The 20,039-nt window shown below is 51.8% G+C and carries 19 protein-coding genes; 4 read left to right on the forward strand and 15 right to left on the reverse strand.

All coding sequences use genetic code 11. From position 1 onward, the window contains the following. Positions 1–13 precede the first annotated feature (13 nt). The 15 genes from atpA to rpmH all read right to left on the reverse strand — a co-directional run bounded on the left by atpA (position 14) and on the right by rpmH (position 13,163). Positions 14–1,558, reverse strand: coding sequence for a F0F1 ATP synthase subunit alpha (atpA, locus tag PHACT_RS09070; RefSeq protein ID WP_070117130.1), 1,545 nt, complete (start codon positions 1,556–1,558; stop codon positions 14–16). A gap of 25 nt (positions 1,559–1,583) precedes the next feature. Continuing rightward, positions 1,584–2,120, reverse strand: coding sequence for a F0F1 ATP synthase subunit delta (locus PHACT_RS09075; RefSeq protein WP_070117132.1), 537 nt, complete (start codon positions 2,118–2,120; stop codon positions 1,584–1,586). A gap of 11 nt (positions 2,121–2,131) precedes the next feature. After that, on the reverse strand, positions 2,132–2,602 hold the full coding sequence (locus PHACT_RS09080) for a F0F1 ATP synthase subunit B (RefSeq protein WP_070117133.1): 471 nt from the start codon (positions 2,600–2,602) through the stop codon (positions 2,132–2,134). A 56-nt stretch (positions 2,603–2,658) separates the two neighbouring features. Then, a complete protein-coding gene (gene atpE, locus PHACT_RS09085) occupies positions 2,659–2,904 on the reverse strand; it encodes a F0F1 ATP synthase subunit C (RefSeq protein ID WP_070117135.1) in 246 nt (81 codons plus the stop codon). Positions 2,905–2,953: 49 nt separating this feature from the next. Next, entirely contained in the window at positions 2,954–3,787 is an 834-nt protein-coding gene (atpB, locus tag PHACT_RS09090; RefSeq protein ID WP_139141565.1) for a F0F1 ATP synthase subunit A, read from the reverse strand. A gap of 61 nt (positions 3,788–3,848) precedes the next feature. Then, positions 3,849–4,235, reverse strand: coding sequence for an ATP synthase subunit I (locus PHACT_RS09095; protein ID WP_070117139.1), 387 nt, complete (start codon positions 4,233–4,235; stop codon positions 3,849–3,851). Between the two features lie 124 nt (positions 4,236–4,359). Then, positions 4,360–5,283: a ParB/RepB/Spo0J family partition protein gene (locus PHACT_RS09100; RefSeq protein ID WP_070117141.1), complete on the reverse strand. Its 924-nt coding sequence runs from the start codon at positions 5,281–5,283 to the stop codon at positions 4,360–4,362. 47 nt (positions 5,284–5,330) lie between these two features. Continuing rightward, positions 5,331–6,107, reverse strand: a complete 777-nt coding sequence (locus PHACT_RS09105; RefSeq protein WP_070118266.1) for a ParA family protein — start codon at positions 6,105–6,107, stop codon at positions 5,331–5,333. Positions 6,108–6,156: 49 nt separating this feature from the next. After that, positions 6,157–6,849: a 16S rRNA (guanine(527)-N(7))-methyltransferase RsmG gene (rsmG, locus tag PHACT_RS09110; RefSeq protein WP_070117143.1), complete on the reverse strand. Its 693-nt coding sequence runs from the start codon at positions 6,847–6,849 to the stop codon at positions 6,157–6,159. A 1-nt stretch (position 6,850) separates the two neighbouring features. After that, positions 6,851–8,755 carry a tRNA uridine-5-carboxymethylaminomethyl(34) synthesis enzyme MnmG gene (gene mnmG, locus PHACT_RS09115; protein WP_070117145.1) on the reverse strand — a complete coding sequence of 635 codons (1,905 nt, stop codon included), beginning with the start codon at positions 8,753–8,755 and terminating at the stop codon, positions 6,851–6,853. A 404-nt stretch (positions 8,756–9,159) separates the two neighbouring features. Beyond that, entirely contained in the window at positions 9,160–10,557 is a 1,398-nt protein-coding gene (gene mnmE, locus PHACT_RS09120) for a tRNA uridine-5-carboxymethylaminomethyl(34) synthesis GTPase MnmE (protein WP_070117147.1), read from the reverse strand. 11 nt (positions 10,558–10,568) lie between these two features. Beyond that, complete coding sequence (yidC, locus tag PHACT_RS09125) at positions 10,569–12,281, reverse strand: membrane protein insertase YidC (RefSeq protein ID WP_070117149.1); 1,713 nt, start codon at positions 12,279–12,281, stop codon at positions 10,569–10,571. Positions 12,282–12,290: 9 nt separating this feature from the next. Continuing rightward, positions 12,291–12,548 carry a membrane protein insertion efficiency factor YidD gene (yidD, locus tag PHACT_RS16055; protein ID WP_083264470.1) on the reverse strand — a complete coding sequence of 86 codons (258 nt, stop codon included), beginning with the start codon at positions 12,546–12,548 and terminating at the stop codon, positions 12,291–12,293. A 24-nt stretch (positions 12,549–12,572) separates the two neighbouring features. Beyond that, positions 12,573–12,992 (reverse strand): ribonuclease P protein component, encoded by a 420-nt coding sequence (gene rnpA / locus PHACT_RS09130; RefSeq protein ID WP_070118267.1) that lies wholly within the window; start codon positions 12,990–12,992, stop codon positions 12,573–12,575. Positions 12,993–13,028: 36 nt separating this feature from the next. Next, entirely contained in the window at positions 13,029–13,163 is a 135-nt protein-coding gene (gene rpmH / locus PHACT_RS09135) for a 50S ribosomal protein L34 (protein WP_070117151.1), read from the reverse strand. Between the two features lie 394 nt (positions 13,164–13,557). On the opposite strand from rpmH, the gene dnaA reads away from it, so the two are divergent. From dnaA to gyrB, 4 genes are all read left to right on the forward strand, one after another. Beyond that, positions 13,558–15,147: a chromosomal replication initiator protein DnaA gene (dnaA, locus tag PHACT_RS09140; protein WP_070117153.1), complete on the forward strand. Its 1,590-nt coding sequence runs from the start codon at positions 13,558–13,560 to the stop codon at positions 15,145–15,147. A 63-nt stretch (positions 15,148–15,210) separates the two neighbouring features. Next, a complete protein-coding gene (gene dnaN / locus PHACT_RS09145) occupies positions 15,211–16,317 on the forward strand; it encodes a DNA polymerase III subunit beta (protein WP_070117155.1) in 1,107 nt (368 codons plus the stop codon). A 20-nt stretch (positions 16,318–16,337) separates the two neighbouring features. Next, positions 16,338–17,450: a DNA replication/repair protein RecF gene (gene recF, locus PHACT_RS09150; protein WP_070117157.1), complete on the forward strand. Its 1,113-nt coding sequence runs from the start codon at positions 16,338–16,340 to the stop codon at positions 17,448–17,450. 17 nt (positions 17,451–17,467) lie between these two features. Beyond that, positions 17,468–19,888, forward strand: coding sequence for a DNA topoisomerase (ATP-hydrolyzing) subunit B (gene gyrB, locus PHACT_RS09155; protein ID WP_070117159.1), 2,421 nt, complete (start codon positions 17,468–17,470; stop codon positions 19,886–19,888). Positions 19,889–20,039: the final 151 nt, after the last annotated feature.

Below are 20,039 nucleotides of genomic sequence, written 5' to 3' on the forward strand. Positions count from 1 at the left end.
TTAAAAACCACAGTTACCAGGTTTGAGTTGCTTTGAACTGCTCGATCAACGACTTCAGCTGGGCTGCAATTTCGTCGTTAAAGTCAGGCTTGCTGTTTATGCTAGTTAACAGCTCGCCGTGCTGGCTGTTGGCATAGGACAGCAGCGCTTTTTCAAACGCAACGATCTTGTTCAGGTCAACGTCTTTCAGGAAACCTTCGTTGGCTGCAAACAGCACCAGGCCCATTTCGGCAACCGACATTGGCGAATACTGACCCTGCTTCATCAGCTCGGTAACACGCTGACCGTGCTCCAGCTGTGCGCGGGTGGCATCGTCCAGATCCGATGCAAACTGGGCGAATGCCGCCAGTTCGCGATACTGAGCCAGCGCGATACGAATACCGCCGCCCAGTTTCTTGATGATCTTGGTTTGAGCCGCACCACCAACCCGGGATACTGACAGACCGGCGTTGATCGCAGGACGGATACCAGCGTTAAACAGGTCAGTTTCCAGGAAGATCTGACCATCCGTGATGGAGATAACGTTGGTCGGTACGAATGCAGATACGTCACCCGCCTGAGTCTCAATGATGGGCAGCGCGGTCAATGAACCGGTTTTGCCTTTCACTTCGCCGTTGGTCATCTGCTCTACATAGTCTGCGTTAACGCGCGATGCGCGCTCCAGCAAACGTGAGTGCAAATAGAATACGTCACCAGGATAAGCTTCGCGGCCCGGCGGGCGACGCAACAGCAGGGAGATCTGACGGTAGGCCCAGGCCTGCTTGGTCAGGTCATCGTAAATGATCAGGGCGTCTTCGCCGCGGTCGCGGTAATACTCACCCATTGAGCAGCCTGAGTAAGGTGCCAGGTATTGCATGGATGCGGGGTCAGAGGCGCTGGCGGCAACAACCACGGTGTATTCCATGGCGCCGTGCTCTTCCAGCTTGCTTACCACCTGAGCGATGGAAGACTGCTTCTGGCCGATAGCAACGTAAACACACTTAACGTTTTTGCCTTTCTGGTTGATGATGGCATCAACGGCAACAGCTGTTTTACCAACCTGGCGGTCACCAATGATCAGCTCGCGCTGGCCACGGCCAATCGGCACCATGGCGTCAATCGCCTTAAGACCGGTCTGTACCGGTTGGTCAACCGACTTACGGGCGATTACACCGGGAGCAACTTTCTCAACCGGAGCCGTCAGCTTGGCGTTGATCGCGCCTTTGCCGTCGATGGGGTTACCCAGGGCATCTACAACCCGACCTTCCATCTCCGGACCTACGGGTACTTCCAGAATTCGGCCGGTGCAACGGCAGGACTGGCCTTCAGCCAGACTCTGGTAGTCGCCCAGTACCACAGCACCCACGGAGTCACGCTCCAGGTTAAGTGCCATACCAAAAAGGCCACCATCAAATTCGATCATCTCACCGTACATGACATCTGCCAGACCGTGGATACGAACGATACCGTCAGAAACGCTGACGATGGTACCTTCGTTTTTGGCCTGCACAGAAACGTCGAGATTATCGATTCTCTGTTTGATAATTTCACTGATTTCTGACGGGTTCAGTTGTTGCATGCTTATTCCCTCATTCCCAGCTGTTCTAGGAACTCAATGATTCGGCTAATTTGTTCAGTTTTCCGCGAACAGAACTGTCGATGACGGTATCACCTGCGCGAATGACGGCACCACCGATCAGACCCTGATCAACGCTGGTATGCAGCTTGACCGTACGATCCAATCGTTTCTGAAGTGCCTGGGTCAGTTGCTCAACGAGGGCGTCACTCAAGGTAAACGCTGTCGCCAGCTCGACGTCGATACTCTTCTCTTTCGCAGCTTTCAGAACCTCAAAGATTTCTGCAATTTCGGGCAGCAGGGTCAGTCGACGATTCTCCGCCAACAGCCTGATCATGTTTTTGCCCTTGGCTGATGTTTCATCACCACTAATTGCCAGCAGCGCATCCGCCTGCTTTTCAGCAGTCAGCGCCGGGTTCTTCAGCAAATTGCTGATTTTGTCGTCTGCGGCTACAGCTGCAAGCGTCTTCAGCATTCCTGACCATTCAGCCAGCGCTTTGTCGGCAACAGCGACTTCAAAAGCAGCGTTGGCGTAAGGGCGGGCTAATGTAATTGACTCTGCCATCGTATGTTCGCCTATAACTCAGAAGCGAGTTTTTTAACCAGCTCTTCGTTAGCGGCCTGATCCACAGAGCTTTCGAGAATTTTCTCAGCACCGGAGATCGCGATAGCCGCGACTTGCGCTCGCAACACTTCACGCGCGCGCTGAACTTCCATTTCAATTTCGGCCTGAGCGCCAGAAATCAACCGCTGGCCTTCGTCGCGCGCTTTGTCTTTGGCTTCATCAACGATCTGGTTGGCACGTTTGTTTGCCATGTCGATGATTTCTGCGCTTTTGACTTTTGCGTCGCGAAGCTCGTCTGCCGCCTTGTTCTGCGCCAGGTTCAGGTCAGTCTGAGCCCGCTCTGCCGCTTCCAGGCCATCCGCAATCTTTTTCTGCCGCTCTGCCAGGGCTGCCGTAATCGGCGGCCACACATACTTCAGACAGAACCAGACAAAGATAGCGAAGGCTATCGATTGACCGATTATGGTTGCATTAAGATTCATGGTGTCACCTCTGCGTTAGTTATCCGCTGGGCTTGAAAATCGATTCAAGCGTTCGGTTAACCCAGGAAAGGATTTGCGAAGATCACCAGGAAAGACACACCCACGCCAATGATCGAGATTACGTCGACGAAACCGGCAACCAGGAAGAACTGAACCTGCAGTTTTGGCGCCAGCTCTGGCTGACGTGCAGAGCTTTCAATCAGCTTGCCACCCAGATTACCGAACGCAACCGCTGTACCAGCGCCACACAGACCGAAGATGAGGGCGATAGCGATTACAGAAAATGCCTGAATAGTTTCCATTTTTTTCTCCAAGATTTAACAAAAGGTCTAACAAAAAAAGGTTAAGGGTTTAGTGAGCCTCAGGCTCCGTGTGTGCCTGGTTCAGATAGACAATTGTCAGCATCATGAACAGATACGCTTGCAGGGTAATAATCAGGATGTGGAACACCGCCCATGCAAAATGCAGTGGCAGCTGGAACCATCCAATCATGGCAATTACCAGGAAGATCATCTCACCGGCAAACAGGTTACCGTAGAGTCGGAGCGCCAGCGATACCGGCTTGGCAAGAAAGCTGGGGATTTCCATGATGAGGTTGAGCGGCAACGCCCATTTACCAAAGGGATGGAAAGCAAACTCACCAAGGAACCCGCCTATGCCTTTAATTTTGATGCTGTAAAAAATGACCAGAATGAACACGCAGATGGCGAAGGCAGCGGTGATGTTCAAGTCAGTTGTAGGAACGGCTTTAAAGTAGGTGTGACTGTCCTGAGCGACTACCTGTGCGAACAGTGGAATCCAGTCCACCGGCACCAGGTCCATCAGGTTCATCATAAAGATCCAGCAGAAAATGGTCAGCGCCAACGGGCCAATAAGCGCATTACGGCCGAAGAACGTACTCTTGATCGTCGACTGTACCATCTCGACGATAAATTCCACGGCATTTTGCAGCGATCCGGGGTTGCCCGAGGTGGCGCGTCGGCTGACTGCGTAGAACAGACCCATGAAGATAACGCCCACCAGCAGGGACATGATCATGGAGTCTACATTGATCGCCCAGAAACCCATCGCGTCGGCTTCTTCAACAGAGTGTGCGAAACCCCAGCTGCCATCAGCCGTTCGGCCGTATCTCAGGAAACCAAGGTGGTGGGCAATGTATTCAGTGCCGCTTTCGTATTCAGGCATGGTAAAGCCTGTTGAGTTTGCATCTGCCATGAGTCAGTAAATTCTTGTCAGTTTGCCGATTTTACGGGTTGTTCCGGTCAGGCTTGCTTACGCGGACAAACACAAGCACGCCTGTTATGTGTACCAGGACAAATCCTGAAAACAAAGCCACAACATTCAGTGGTTTAACGTAGATAAAACTCAGTGCAAATCCCGCACCCATCAAAACCAGTTTTATCGCTTCACCCTTATAAAGCTCTTTTACAATCAGTTCGGCCGACCTTGCGCCCCGGTACTTGAACGCTTTTCTCGCGAAAAGTGTGCCCGGTATTAAACAGATCAAACCACCGATCAATAAAGAATATGCATTCAGCCAGTTGCCTGATGCCGTTACCAGCACCACTAACAGCAACGTAACAGTTTGAATAACTCCAACTTTATATATGGGAGGAGCTTTTATCGTTGACATGTATGGCGTTGGTCGTCAAAAGCTCTCTTGTTTTTGGCTTCCGTTCCCCTTTCAGAGGTGCGCATTATAGGGATTTTAGCTCGACCAATCAACACGGTATTGCACTCTCCTGACTAAAACCGGATTACTTTATGTGGGCAAGAATGCCATCCAGTTCATCCAGGCTGTTGTAGCGCAGCGTAAGTTTGCCGGCGCCTTTGCTACTGTGCTGTATTTGTACTCTGGCGCCGATGCGCTCGGACAGTTTGTTTTCCAGACTGGCAATGTCCGGATCCTGCCGCGCCACCTCCGCTTTTTTCGGCGTGTCTTCAGCCAGCAGACGTCTGACCATGGACTCAGTCTGACGCACTGACAGGCCTTTACCGCTGACGGCCTTGGCGGCATCCGATTGCTGTTCCGGCGGCAGTCCCAGCAATGCCCGGGCGTGACCCATTTCCAGGTCGCCGCGCTCAAGCATCAGACGCACATCATGGCTCAGGGCCATCAGACGCAACAGATTGGTCACGGTAGTGCGGGACTTGCCTACCGCTTCAGCCACTTCCTGCTGGGTGAGTTCAAATTCTTCCTGTAACCGTTTGAGGGCCATCGCCTCCTCAATCGGATTGAGGTTTTCACGCTGGATATTCTCGATCAGCGACATGGCTATTGCCGATTCATCGCCAACCAGGCGAATGACCGCCGGTATGGTGTCCAGTCCGGCAAGCTGGGTCGCACGCCAGCGGCGCTCACCGGCGATGATTTCATAGCGATCACCTGGCACCGGGCGCACCACGATGGGCTGCATCACACCCTGGGCCTTGATGGACTCGGCCAGTTCCTGCAGCGCTTCTTCGTGCATATCTGTGCGCGGCTGGTATTTGCCGCGCTGAATCAGTTCAACCGGCAAGTGCCTGAGTTCACTGTCTTTGTCTGCTCTGGCCTGCGGCTGACCCACCGCTGCATCGGGCTGCAGGGAGACCTGCTCGGCGGCCTGCGCGGCGCGGTGTGACGCCGCTGCACTGCCCAGCAGTTTGTCCAGACCACGGCCCAGTTTTTTCTTTCCTGACATGCTAAAACCTTTTTGATCCTTGATGGTTAACTCAAACGATACCCTGCTCAGACGGCGGCCTGCTCCTGACGGCGCAGCATTTCTCCGGCCAGCGCCAGATAGGCAATGGCGCCACGCGACTGACGATCATATTGCAGCACCGGCAAACCGTAACTGGGCGCTTCCGCCAGTCTGACGTTGCGAGGCACCACAGTACGGTAAACGCGATCACCAAAGTGGTCGTATAACTGACCTGACACTTCCGTGGTCAGTTTGTTGCGCGGGTCATACATGGTGCGCAAAATGCCTTCGATGCGAAGTTCAGGGTTGTGCGTTTCGCAAACGGCGGAAATGGTATCCACCAACGCCGACAGGCCTTCCAGTGCATAATATTCACACTGCATTGGAATGATGACGCCTTGCGCTGCCACCAGTGCATTAAGCGTGAGCATATTCAGTGAAGGTGGGCAATCGATGACAATAAAATCATAGCGCTCACTGACCTCAGCCAATAGCGTCTTCAACCGGCTTTCGCGTTGATCGATCTCCAGCAGTTCGATCTCGGCGGCGACCAGGTCACCGTTTGCCGGCAACATGTCAAAACCTGACTCCGGTGTTTTGGCCACTGCCTGATCGAAGCTGGCTTCCCCGATCAACACGTCATAAACAGAATACTCCAGATCGGCTTTATCGATGCCGCTGCCCATGGTGGCATTGCCCTGTGGGTCCATATCGACCAGTAACACACGACGCCGGGTCGCCTGCAGCGAGGCTGCCAGATTGACTGACGTGGTTGTTTTGCCTACACCGCCTTTCTGGTTGGCGATCGCGATTATTTTTGTCACCTGCCGTTCCTGTCTGATAGTGCCGTTTGCTGCTGTTGCCAGGGCCTGGTCACGCATTGTCAGATGCGTTGTTATTACGTGATTTAATTAACAGTTCGATAATATGACGCTGTCCATCGCACTGCGGAATATCCAGGGCGCGGGCATCCACGTGCTGCCAGTGTGGCGGCAGGTCGCGAATTTCGTCGGCCGGATACAGGCCTTTCATCGCCAGCAATCGGGTCTGCGGACCACACAAGTGCTCGCAGCCAAGGGCAAAGTCAGCAAGCGAGGAAAACGCCCGGCTAACGACAATATCAAGTTGGCCAGGACTTTGGTAGCTTTCGATGCGCGCGTTTTCAACTTTGACATTTTTTATTCCCAGCGTCATGACCGCCTGAAATACAAAGCGGGTTTTTTTGCCATTGCTGTCCAGCAGAAAGAATTTGCTATCCGGCAGGCACAGCGCCAGTGGTATTCCCGGCAAACCCGGGCCGGTACCAACATCCAGAATGCTGAAATCGGGTTTGGCCGCGCTCAGCTCACGAATGCGTGGCAGCAGGCTCAGACTGTCAAGCAGATGCCGGGACACCATGTCGCGTGGATCCCGCACCGCGGACAGATTGAATGCCTGATTCCATTTATCGAGCAGATTGACATAGGCAATCAGGGCGGCCTGCTGGCGTTCATTGACACTGTCGCTGAGATCCATCTGCGCCAGCCCGTCTTTTAGCCGTTTTTCCAGTTGCTTCTCGAGGTCCATGTCAGGCAGATTTTCGGGCTCTGACAGCCTGGTATTTTTTCAGATAAATCAGCAACAACGACACTGCAGCCGGTGTCATGCCGGGAATGCGGGCGGCACGGGCAATGGTATCGGGCCTGGCTGCAAGCAGTTTCTGTTTCAGTTCATTGGACAGGCCATCCATGTGCTGATAATCAAAATCTGCTGGCAACGCCGTGTTTTCCTGGCGTTTGAGTTTTTGAATATCTTCTTCCTGACGGTTGATATAACCCTGATATTTCAGTTGTATTTCTACCTGTTGCGTTACCTGTGGATCCAGCTGTGGCATGTCTATCGAGGTTTCATGCAGTGCATCACGCATGGTCTTATAGCTGAGTTCCGGCCGTGCCAGCAAATCAGCAAGGCTGTATTCGCGACCCAGCGGTTTATCCAGCAGGCCGCTGATGGCGGCTTCCTTGTCAGTGCCAGGCTGTACCCAGACCGATTTCAGACGTTTCAGTTCATCGCCGATACTGTCCTGTTTCTGACAGAACGCCTGCCACCTCGAGTCGTCAATCAGGCCCATATCACGGCCAATACTGGTCAGCCGCAGATCGGCATTGTCTTCACGCAGCAACAGCCGGTATTCGGCGCGACTGGTAAACATTCGGTAAGGTTCGGTGGTGCCCATGCTGATCAGGTCGTCGACCAGCACACCGATGTAGGCCTGGTCACGTCGTGGACACCAGCTTTCCAGTTCACGGGATGCGCGCGCAGCATTGATTCCGGCCAACAGACCCTGGGCGCCCGCTTCTTCATAACCGGTGGTGCCGTTTATCTGACCGGCGAAATACAGGCCTTTGATAAACCGGGTTTCCAGCGAGTGTTGCAATTCGCGTGGGTCAAAAAAGTCATACTCGATGGCGTAACCGGGGCGCGTGATATGGGCATTTTCGAAGCCCCTGATCTGACGCACAAGCTCAATCTGGACATCAAATGGCAGGCTGGTTGAAATGCCATTGGGGTACAGTTCGTTCGTGGTCAGCCCTTCGGGTTCAACAAAAATCTGGTGCGAGGTCTTGTCAGCAAACCGCATCACCTTGTCTTCGATTGAAGGACAGTACCGGGGACCGATGCCTTCGATAACACCGGAATACATCGGTGAACGATCCAGACCACCGCGTATGATTTCGTGACAGCGTTCGTTAGTGGCTGTTATATAACAATTAATCTGTTCCGGGTGGTCTTCCACACGCCCCATGAATGACATCACCGGCAGCGGTGTATCACCCGGCTGTGCCTGCATGACGGAGAAATCGACAGAACGGGCATCGATGCGCGGCGGCGTACCGGTTTTTAATCTGCCCACGTTGAAAGGCAATTCGCGCAAACGATCAGCAAGCTTGATCGAGGGCGGATCACCCGCCCTGCCGCCTGAGGTATTTTGCATGCCAATGTGGATCTTGCCGCCGAGGAAAGTACCGGTGGTCAGTACCACGGTGGGGGCAAAAAAACGGACACCCATTTGCGTCACAACGCCGTCGACACGCTCGCCGCTAATAATCAGGTCGTCTGCAGCCTGCTGAAAAACCTCAAGATTTTCCTGACTTTCAAGTATTTTTCGAATGGCAGCCTTGTACAAGGTGCGGTCTGCCTGAGCTCGAGTGGCACGCACGGCGGGGCCTTTGCTGCTGTTCAGCACGCGAAACTGGATACCAGCCAGGTCGGTTGCTCTGGCCATGGCGCCACCGAGGGCGTCAATTTCACGAACCAGATGGCTTTTGCCGATACCGCCGATAGCCGGGTTGCAGGACATCTGGCCCAGGGTTTCGATATTGTGCGTCAGCAACAGGGTTTTCACGCCTGACCGCGCTGCCGCCAGGGCCGCTTCGGTGCCAGCATGACCACCACCGACCACGATCACGTCATATCGTTTGGAAAAATCCATAACTAAACTGTTCGAAATTTGAAAGGGTGCTAAGTATAAGCCTTGTAAGAGAAATTTAAAGGCTTGTGATGGAAAATAATCCACAAGCTGATGTTATTCACAAAATACATAATAATTAATATTTAAAGTTATTGATAAAACATAAAGACTTAATACTGTTAATACTAATGGTAAACCGGTTTTCTGTAGACAAGCCATTTTTATTGTTAACAAACAATTACTTATTGGCTGTATAAATCAGTGTAAAAGCACTGCTCAAGCTGCAGTAAAGCGTTTATCAAGCTGTGCAGAACAAGGCTTGTTATCCACAGGGCAAAAAAGAGTGAAATTTGATTAAAAACTTATGCACAGAAAATGTGATTTTATACACAGTTTTTGACCACCTTGAGAACAGGCAAATTTTTTTATTTGCCGATGCAAAAACTGGAAAAAATACGACCCAAGAGGTCATCGGTGGTGACAGCGCCGGTGATTTCACCCAGATGACGATGCGCATGGCGAAGATCTTCCGCTACAAGTTCGGCAGCGGCATGATGTGATAGCTGAAAACGGGCCTGTTCCAGACATTCCCGGGTCTTGCGCAAAGCGTCCAGGTGTCGCCGTCGGGCAATAAAGCCGCCTTCTGCAGTGGCCTGAAAGCCCATACAATCTTTCAGATGTTGTCGCAGAAGATCGATGCCGCTCCCCTGTTTTGCGGACAGTTGAATGACACTGGCACCGGTTTTGTTGTCTGGTGGCAACAGATTTGGCTGCCCTCCCTGCACATCAACCTTGTTCTGGATGATCGTGAGTCGGGACGTGTCCAGTGCTTGCGTAAGGGCTTCAAAACCCGGCGTCTGCAGATAGTGTTTGATGCTGCGGCTATCAACCGATTCCATACTGGCATCTACCACCAGCAGTATTCTGTCGGCCTGTTTAACTGCATTCAGAGCGCGTCGGATGCCCTCCTGCTCAACGATGTCATCACTGTCGCGCAGACCGGCAGTGTCCGTGATATGAAGAGGCATACCGTCGATAGTGATCTGTTCGCTCAATACATCGCGTGTGGTGCCGGCGATGTCGGTGACAATTGCGGAGTCTTTGCCTGCCAGCGCATTAAGCAGACTGGATTTGCCGGCATTGGGTTTACCGGCAATCACCACAGCCATGCCTTCCCGGATCAGTGCGCCCTGGCGGGCCTGTTCGAGCACTTTGTCGAGTGAGATGATGATGGCTTCAAGCTTTTCGGCAATACGGCCTTCGCTGAGAAAATCGATTTCCTCGTCGGTAAAATCAATGGCTGCTTCCAGATAAACACGGAGCAAGGTAATGGCTTCCGCGAGGTCATCAATCAGTCGGGAAAACTCGCCCTGAAGCGTACGCATGGCACTTTTAGCGGCTTCGGCAGAACTGCTGTCGATAAGGTCGGCGATCGCCTCCGCCTGCGCCAGATCGACTTTATCATTCAGGAAGGCGCGCTCTGTGAATTCGCCCGGGCGTGCCAGCCGTGCTCCGGCTGCCAGGGTGATTTTCAACAGCGCATCCATAATGAAATAACCACCATGCCCCTGTAGCTCAAGAACATCCTCGCCGGTGAAGGAATTGGGTCCGGGGAAGTACAGGGCGATGCCCTGATCGACCAGCTCGCCATGACTGTCGTGAAACGGACAGTAATGTGCATGTCGTGGGGTGGGGGCGAAATGCAGGACGGCATTGGCGATAGCCAGGCAGGCCGGTCCGGACACCCGTACCATACCCACACCACTGCGACCGGGTGGTGTGGCTACTGCACAGATTGTGTCCGTATCCGATGCGCTGAGCATGAGTAGATTGGCTAGTTTTTAGCCGCCTCTTTGGCCGCATATTCCTTGTCAAGATTACGGGTGATATACCACTGCTGGGCGATACCCAGAACACTGTTCGCCAGCCAATAGAGTACCAGACCGGCTGGAAACCACAGGAAGAAGATGGTCATGACCACGGGCATGAATTTCATGATCTTGGCCTGAGTCGGATCCTGCGGTGTCGGGTTCAACATGAACTGCACGTACATTGACGCGCCCATCAATAATGGCAGGACAAAATACGGATCCATCACTGAAAGATCGTTTATCCACAGAATCCAGGGAGCGTGGCGCAATTCGACGCCTTCCAGCAACACCCAGTACAGTGCAATGAACACCGGCATTTGTACCAGCATTGGCAAACAGCCACCAAAAGGATTGATCTTCTCCTTTTTATATAATTCCATGGTGGCTTTCTGCAACTTCATTTTGTCGTCGCCATATCGCTCTTTGAGCTGATTCATCTTCGGCATGACACGGCGCATGTTGGCCATGGAGCGGTAGCTGGTGGCGGACAGCTTAAAAAACACGCCTTTGACAATAACGGTCAGTATCAGGATGGACCAGCCATAGTTTCCAATCAGGGCATTGATTTTGGTCAGCAGCCAGTAAATGGGCGAAGCAACGAACCACAACCAACCATAGTCGATGGTACGGTCCAGCCAGGGAGCGATTTCACCGAGTCGATACTGATCCTTGGGGCCGGCATATAAGGACATCTGCTGTGAACCGCTGCTGTTCGGCGCCACCACTACTTCTGAACTGGTAAAACCGCCGATATACTCATTCTGGCTGTTACGACGGAATGAAAAACTGTTGCGGGACTGTTGCGGCGGAATAAACGCTGAAATAAAGTAATGCTGTCCCAGCGCAACCCAGCCGCCTTCGATTTCGTGTGAAGCGCGGTCTTCAACCTCGTCGAAGGGAATCTTGAGGTAGTTGTCTTCGCTGGTGGTGGTGGCAAAACCGAGAAAGCTGGCCATGCCAAAGCCACTGCCCTGTGTCGGGTCTTCGTAATTGCTGCGTTTGATCTGGCCAAACATGTTGGCCTGCCATGGCATATCGGTGGTGTTGTCGACCTCATAAACAATGTCGATCAGGTAGTTGTCACGCTCGAACGTAAACCGTTTGGTCACTTCGACGCCATTGTTGTCTGTGTAGCTCAGGTCCACATTAAGCACGTCCTGCCCTGACGCCAGGGTATAGCTGTCGGTGCTGGCCGAGTACAGAGGACGCTCTGCCCCATCAATTCCATTGCGCCCAATGAGACCGCTTTGCGCGACGTAGGTTCGCAGTGTTGTGTTCTCGAGCAACACAAATGGCTGGTCCGGCGTGTCGATCTGAGTGTAGTGTTCTGGCAGTGACACAAACACAATATCGCCACCGCGGCGGTCGATGGTGACGTTCAATACGTCAGTGCTGACGTTGATCAGGGTCTCAGTACTCTGTGGTGTCGCATCAGCGCTGTTGCCACTGGCAAGAACGGGAACGTCTGAGCTGACGGGTGCAGGTGTGTCAGAGGGTATATCCGATGGCAGGTCAGTGGCAGTGTTGCCAGCAGCAGGGACATCGCCATTACTTTGTTGGGTCTGTACCACGTCGGTTGCAGGTGCCGATGACGGATAGTCTTCCTGCCAGGCCAGCAGAAGCATGTAACTGACAATGGCCAGGCCGGCCAGGAGCGCGTATCGAATATAGTCCATGGGTAAAGGCTACTTATTGGTTGAAGACGTTTCACCGTCAGAGTGTGTGTGACTGCCGGGGACAGGATCAAAACCGCCTGCATGCCAGGGGTGACATCGCAAAATACGGCGCGTGCCAAGATAACATCCTTTCACGACTCCGTGACAGCTGATGGCATCCTGGGTGTAATGTGAGCAGGAAGGGTAAAAGCGGCACTGATTGCCAATGAGAAGACTGAGGGTGTACTGGTAGACAGTAATAAGCTTGATAGCGAACTTAGCCAGCATGTTAAGTCACCCGTTATCTTGCAGCTATTGTGTAGTCTGGTTCGTGGTCTTGTTTACAGTCTGGGTCGAGGCCTCTTTTTCGACCTGGCGGTCGCGGCGTCGAACAAGATCCTGCCACAGTTTTTCCAGAAGCTGAACAATGGCGGCGTTGTCCAGTTTATCTAATCCTTTGCGAGCCAGAATAACGATGTCCAGCCCGCTGAGCAAATCCTGATGGTGGCGGAATGATTCGCGGATCAGCCGTTTGGATCTGTTTCGTTGAACTGCCAGGCGAATATTTTTTTTCGCGATCACCAGGCCCAGCCTTGGAGTGACGTTACCATGTCTGATGGCAAGTATCAGGAATTGGGGGCCGGAGACTTTGAATTCTGCCTGACTGAAAACGGCCTGATAGTCAGGAGCCGTCAGGAGCCGCAAGTTTCTACCAAAACCATGACTGGTTATATGTTGGTCGGTCACGTGCGGCTCTGGTCAGTTAAATCAGGCGGACAGCTTGGCGCGGCCTCGTGAACGACGACGCTTGATAACCAGACGACCACCGCGGGTTGCCATACGGGCACGGAAACCGTGAGTTCGGGCGCGTTTCAGCAGGCTGGGTTGGAAAGTTCTTTTCATAATGGCGATCCAGGGTGATTCAGTAAATGGTGGTTCGGATAAATTAAAGAGCGCGGATTTTAGATGTTTTAACAACTTTATGCAATAGATTCCTTATATTGCGAGCGAATCCAGGTACAGTTTTTTTATCCCGTCGTTATACCCTGTTAATAACAATTTATCCACAGCTTGTCCTGTGCATAAAAAATCCGTTTGTCGGTTTTTTTAGCGCTGCATTTTCCCTGTATTTCCGCATTAACTATTTTAAGTTACAGATAAATAAGAATATATTTAATGCTCTGGAACATGATAAAAACCGCTTGTTTGTGTGGATAAGTATGCTTCAGCGGGGTAGAATTTGCGCTTCGTTAAATACTTTGATCGTATAATAACAGACTACAGGATAGTGAAAGTCGTGCTTTTAGCAACTTGGCAACGGTGTGTAGATCACCTTAGGGATGAGCTTCCATCCCAGCAATTTAATACCTGGATTCGACCCTTGCAGGCAGAGGCCTCAAACAATGGCCTGACCTTGCGTGCACCCAACCGGTTTGTACAGGAATGGGTTAAAGACAAGTTTTACACTCGCATTAGTGAACTGGTCCACCGTCATACCGATGGTGAACAGGTGGGAATATTCCTTGAAGTTGGCAGTCGTCAGTCTGCCCGCCCTGCCGTCGTGGCATCGGCCGTCGGTGACCGGGTGGCGCAGCAACCGGCGGGTCAGCATCATCAACGCATATTTGAAGAGGACCGGCCGTCAGCGGCGTCCGCTATTCATATGCCGATGTCTTCCGGGGCCCATTTAAGTCTGGTTGAACCACCGGATAGTGGTGGTCGTCTGGCGGGCGATGCTCTTAATAGCGACCAGCTCGCAGATTCCGAGCTTAAGAACGCACTCGCCGGAAAGTCGTTTAATGGCGGCAATCAGGGCAAGCGCTCCGGGCGTAATATGGAATTGATCATTGAGGGCAAACTGCGACATAAGGGTTCTCTTAATCGTGAAAATACCTTCGACAATTTTATTGAAGGTAAGTCCAATCAGTTGGCGAGAGCGGCAGCGCTGCAGGTGGCGGATAATCCTGGTGGCGCGTATAACCCGCTGTTTATCTACGGTGGTGTTGGTCTGGGTAAAACCCATTTGATGCATGCCATTGGCAATTTCATGCTGGCTCGCAAACCCAACGCCAAAGTTGTCTATCTCCACTCCGAAACATTTGTTGCCACCATGGTAACGGCATTGCAGTTGAATGCGATCAATGAGTTCAAGCGATATTACCGCTCGGTCGACGCCCTGCTGATTGACGATATCCAGTTTTTTGCCGGGAAAGAACGGTCGCAGGAAGAGTTTTTCCATACCTTTAATGCGCTGCTTGAGGGTGGCCAGCAGATTATTCTGACAAGTGACAGATACCATAAAGAAATCAATGGCTTGGAGGAGAGGCTGAAGTCCCGTTTCGGTTGGGGCCTGAGTGTTGCGGTAGAGCCGCCAGAACTGGAGACGCGTGCCGCGATCCTGATTAACAAGGCAGCCCAGAGCAATATTGAATTACCTGGCGATGCGGCCATGTTTATTGCACAACGCCTGCGCTCCCACGTTCGTGAGCTTGAAGGTGCGTTGAAGAAAGTTATCGTCCATGCAAATTTTGTCGGTCGGAAAATCGATCTTGATCTTGTGCGCGAAGCACTGCGGGATTTGTTCGCGCTGCACGAGAAGCTGGTTTCCATTGATAATATTCAGCGCTCGGTCGCAGAATATTATAAGATCAAGATGTCTGACATGCTGTCCAAACGTCGTAATCGTTCTGTTGCGCGGCCACGGCAGATTGCCATGTGTCTAGCCAAAGAGCTGACCAACCACAGTCTTCCCGAAATAGGCGACGCATTTGGAGGCCGGGACCATACGACGGTGTTACACGCATGCAAACAGATTAAGAAACTGCGGGGTGATTCGCAGGATTTGGCAGAAGATTATAATAACCTGTTGCGAGCGCTAACTACCTGATTTTAGCGCGCTGGTTCGGGCATCAATCTATTCATACACAAAAAGCTTATCTGAGATCGGAATATGCAATTTACAATTTCCAGGGACGCAATCATCAAGCCCCTTCAACTGGCAGCGGGTGTTGTCGAACGACGGCACACATTACCGGTTCTGGCCAATGTGTTGCTGACGCTGAAAGATGACATGTTGGAAATCACCGGTACTGACCTGGAGGTAGAACTCATTGGTCGGGTGCCGGTTAAAGCGGGCAGCAAGGCAGGGGAAATAACTGTGCCCGGTCGCAAGCTAATGGACATCTGTAAGTCGCTGGCAGACGATGCGGTTCTTGAGTTTGCGCTTGATGAGAATAAATTCGTTGTTAAAGCGGGTCGTAGCCGCTTTACATTGGCAACCCTGCCCGCTTCCGACTTCCCGGTTACCGTTGACGAGCCTGGTACTTATGAAATCGGTATCAGTGGTCAGGAGTTAAAACACTTGATCGATTCCTGTGCCTTTGCCATGGCGCAGCAGGATGTTCGCTACTATCTCAATGGGATGCTTTTTGAGCTGGGTAGTTCCTGGCTTCGCGTTGTGGCGACTGATGGTCATCGCCTGGCAATGCACACCACCGGCAGTGAGACGGGTGTTGATGAAGTTCAGCAGATTATTGTGCCTCGTAAAGGCGTTCTGGAATTGTCGAGACTGCTGTCTGAGCCTGCTGAAGACGACCTGGTGCTGGTATTCGGTGCAGGTCATATTCGCGCAAGGCTGAAGGATTTTACTTTTACCTCCAAGCTGGTTGACGGAAAATTTCCGGACTACCAGCGGGTACTGCCCAAAGGTGGCAATAAAACTGTTATTGGCGAACGTACGCTGTTGCGCCATGCGTTTAGTCGCGCGTCTATTCTGTCCAATGAAAAGTATCGCGGGGTGAATCTGCAACTGGGTCAGAACGAGCTTAAAGTTGTTGCCAACAACCCGGAGCAGGAAGAAGCCGAAGACATGGTGGCGGTGGAGTACGAGGGAGAGACACTGGAAATCGGGTTTAACGTGGGCTACCTGATTGATGTGCTCAATGTTCTGGATAGCGACAAAGTGAAGTTTACCCTGTCAGATTCCAACAGCAGCGCATTGCTGGAAGCAGTTTCTGCTTCCGATGCGCTCTATGTTGTCATGCCCATGCGGCTTTAACAGCTAATCCCCGGGATTCCATGGCTGTTATCCAAAGGTTGATGGTGGACCGCTTTCGCAATCTGGAGGCGGTCGACATTCCTCTCTCTTCTGGTTTCAATATTTTCTCTGGCAAAAATGGCAGCGGCAAAACCAGTTTGCTTGAGTCTATTCATGTGTTGAGCGTCGGGCGTTCTTTCAGGACGCATAAGATCGACCCGCTGGTTAATCGCGATCAGTCGGATTTTTTGATTTTTGGTAATCTTGGTGATCAGGGGCGAATCGGGCTGGTAAAAGCCAGATCGGGCAGAAATGAACTTAAATATGACGGTGAGCAGCAACGCAATTGGCAGCTAGTCGCTGCCACCCTGCCCCTTCAGGTTCTGAATACCGAGAGTTTTCAGCTTCTGGAAGGTGGTGGCAAAATCCGTCGGCGCTTCCTCGATTGGGCTGTGTTCCACGTGGAACATTCTTACCTGGAAGATTGGCGGGCCTACCGGCGTGGCATATCTCACCGTAACAGCTTATTAAAGAGTGCTGGTGCAACGCTAAACGCACAACTGGATGCATGGGATGTCGAGTTGGCTAACCTGGGTCAATCCATTCATTTGAGCAGAAAGGATGTGTTGCAGGCATTCGGCGGCATGCTTAAGGATGTCGTCAATGAGTTCCTGCCCGGCAGAGAGATAGTTCTGGAGTACAAAGCGGGCTGGGACACAGAGCTTGAATTTGCTAGGGTGCTTAAGGAAAATCGATCGAGAGATGTCAGGTATGGGATTACATTGAATGGTCCTCACCGTGCTGATTTTGTCATCAAGGTTAATGGTGTCGTTGCGACTGAAATATTAAGTCGAGGACAACTCAAGATGCTGATCTGTGGTCTGAAGATTGCCATGGGTCGCTTTGTTGAACTCAGCTCCGCGTCAGTCAATGTTGCGGGAACAGGTCAATATAAGTGCATTTATCTGGTTGACGATCTCGCCTCAGAGCTCGACCAGGCTAATAGAGAAAAAGTAATATCAAGACTGGCGGCCTCAGGCGCGCAATGCCTCTTTACAGCTGTAGAGGCAAAAGACCTCGAGACAGCCAGCGAATTATCTGACAGATCAAGTAAGTTCCACGTGGAACATGGTAAAATACAGCCATATCAGTAATACAAGCGGAGAATAGCATGTCTAATGAATCAACCTACGATTCGTCCAGTATTAAGGTACTCAAAGGCCTTGATGCCGTGCGTAAACGGCCAGGTATGTATATTGGTGATACCGAAGACGGCACCGGTCTGCACCACATGGTTTTCGAGCTGGTTGATAACTCTATCGATGAGGCCCTGGCCGGTCACTGCGACGAGATTCGTGTTGTGGTTCACCCCGGAGAAGGTATTTCGGTGTCCGACAACGGCCGTGGGATTCCAACCGAAATGCACAGTGAAGGTGTTTCTGCCGCTGAAGTGATCATGACAGTGTTGCATGCTGGTGGAAAATTTGATGATAACAGCTACAAAGTTTCTGGCGGTTTGCACGGTGTCGGCGTCTCAGTTGTAAATGCCCTGTCTGAAGAGCTTAAACTGACCATCCGCCGTGGTGGCAAAGTGCACGAACAATTCTATGCCCACGGTGTGCCGCAGGCGCCATTGTCGGTTGTGGGTGATACCAATATTTCGGGCACAGAAACATTCTTTAAGCCATCCAGCGCTACCTTCAAAAATATAGAGTTTCACTACGACATTCTGGCCAAGAAGCTGCGGGAACTGGCGTTTCTAAATGCCGGTGTTTCCATCGTGCTTAAGGATGAGCGGAGTGGCAAGACAGACACCTACAAATACGACGGCGGCCTGCGTGCGTTTGTCGAATACCTGAACAAGAACAAAACATCCATTAACAAGATTTTCCATTTCCAGGTGGATCGCCCGGACGATGGAATTGGTGTTGAAATAGCGCTGCAATGGAATGACAGCTATCAGGAAAACATATTTCCTTATACCAATAATATCCCACAGCGCGACGGCGGTGCTCACATGGCCGGGTTTCGCAGTGCCTTAACGCGCGTGTTGAAAACCTATATAGATAAAGAAGTTGCTGCCAAGAAAGGCAAAGAAGTGATGACCACGGGTGATGATGCCCGCGAAGGCCTGACAGCCGTCATTTCGGTCAAAGTGCCGGATCCCAAGTTCTCGTCACAGACCAAAGACAAGTTGGTTTCTTCCGAAGTTAAGACCGCTGTTGAACAGGAAATGGTCGGTCACTTTACTGACTTCCTGCTGGAGAACCCACAGGAAGCCAAACAGATTGTCAGCAAAATGATTGATGCTGCGCGAGCGCGTGAAGCTGCGCGTAAAGCAAGAGAAATGACACGGCGCAAAGGTGCGCTGGATCTGGCGGGCCTGCCAGGTAAGCTCGCGGATTGTCAGGAAAAAGACCCCGCTCTTTCCGAAATATACATTGTGGAGGGTGACTCTGCGGGTGGTTCTGCAAAACAGGGGCGTAACCGCAAAAACCAGGCCATTCTGCCACTGAAAGGCAAGATTCTGAACGTGGAAAAAGCACGTTTTGACAAAATGCTGAGTTCTGCCGAGATCGGTACGCTGATCAAGGCTCTGGGCTGCGGCATTGGCAAGGAAGAGTTTTCCCCCGATAAGCTACGTTATCATCGCATCATCATCATGACCGACGCCGATGTCGACGGTTCACACATTCGTACCCTATTGCTGACCTTCTTCTTCCGCCAAATGCATGAGCTGGTCGAGCGTGGTTATATTTATATCGCACAACCGCCCTTGTACAAGGTACGCAAAGGCAAGCAGGAGCAATACCTTAAAGACGAGGGTGAGCTTCGTAAATACCAGACCCAGATCGCGCTTGATGGTGCGAGTCTGCATGTTAATCCGGAAGCACCCGCAATTTCAGGCGATGCTCTGGAAGAAATGGTGCGACAGTACAACACGACCTACAGCATGATTGAACGTCTGGAACGGCTGTACCCATCAGAAGTGATGGAAGCAATTGTATTCACACCACCGTTGACGGAAGCTGAGTACACGGAAGCAGGGATCAACAGTTGGCTGGAAAAACTGAGCAAGGAATTGCATGACCTGCATCCCAAAACAGCCCAGGGTTACACCATGCATCCGTATGAGGACCCCGAGCGCCATATCTTTCTGCCAGAGATCGTACACAGCCTGCATGGCCTGACCCGCGAATACCGATTCTCAAAAGACTTCTTTGCGTCCGGTGAATATCGTTCCCTGACGCGACTCGGGGTGATGCTTGAAGGATTGATTGAGCCTGGTGCGTTTGTCCAGCGCGGAGAGAAAAAGCAGGAAATCAAGACATTCGCAGACGCATTGCAATGGCTGACCGACGACGCCATGAAAGGTCATTACCTGCAACGCTATAAGGGCCTGGGCGAAATGAACCCGGCACAGCTGTGGGAAACTACCATGGATCCCGAAGCAAGACGTATGTTGCAGGTGACCATCGAGGACGCCATCAGCGCAGATCAACTGTTCACTACGCTGATGGGTGACCAGGTCGATCCACGTCGGGAATTTATCGAATCCAACGCCCTGGCTGTGCAGAATCTGGATATCTGACGGCCTCACAACTTCAATATAGCCATTGCAAAAGACGCCATCGGTTCGAGTGACTGATGGCGTTTTTTTAGATATAAAAAACAGAAGCTTAGAACCGAAAAGCCATCATCAAGAGTCTGCAATAAAATCCAACTCGTGACATCCAGGTCAC

It is taken from the genome of Pseudohongiella acticola (assembly GCF_001758195.1).
Classification (GTDB): Bacteria; Pseudomonadota; Gammaproteobacteria; order Pseudomonadales; family Pseudohongiellaceae; genus Pseudohongiella; species Pseudohongiella acticola.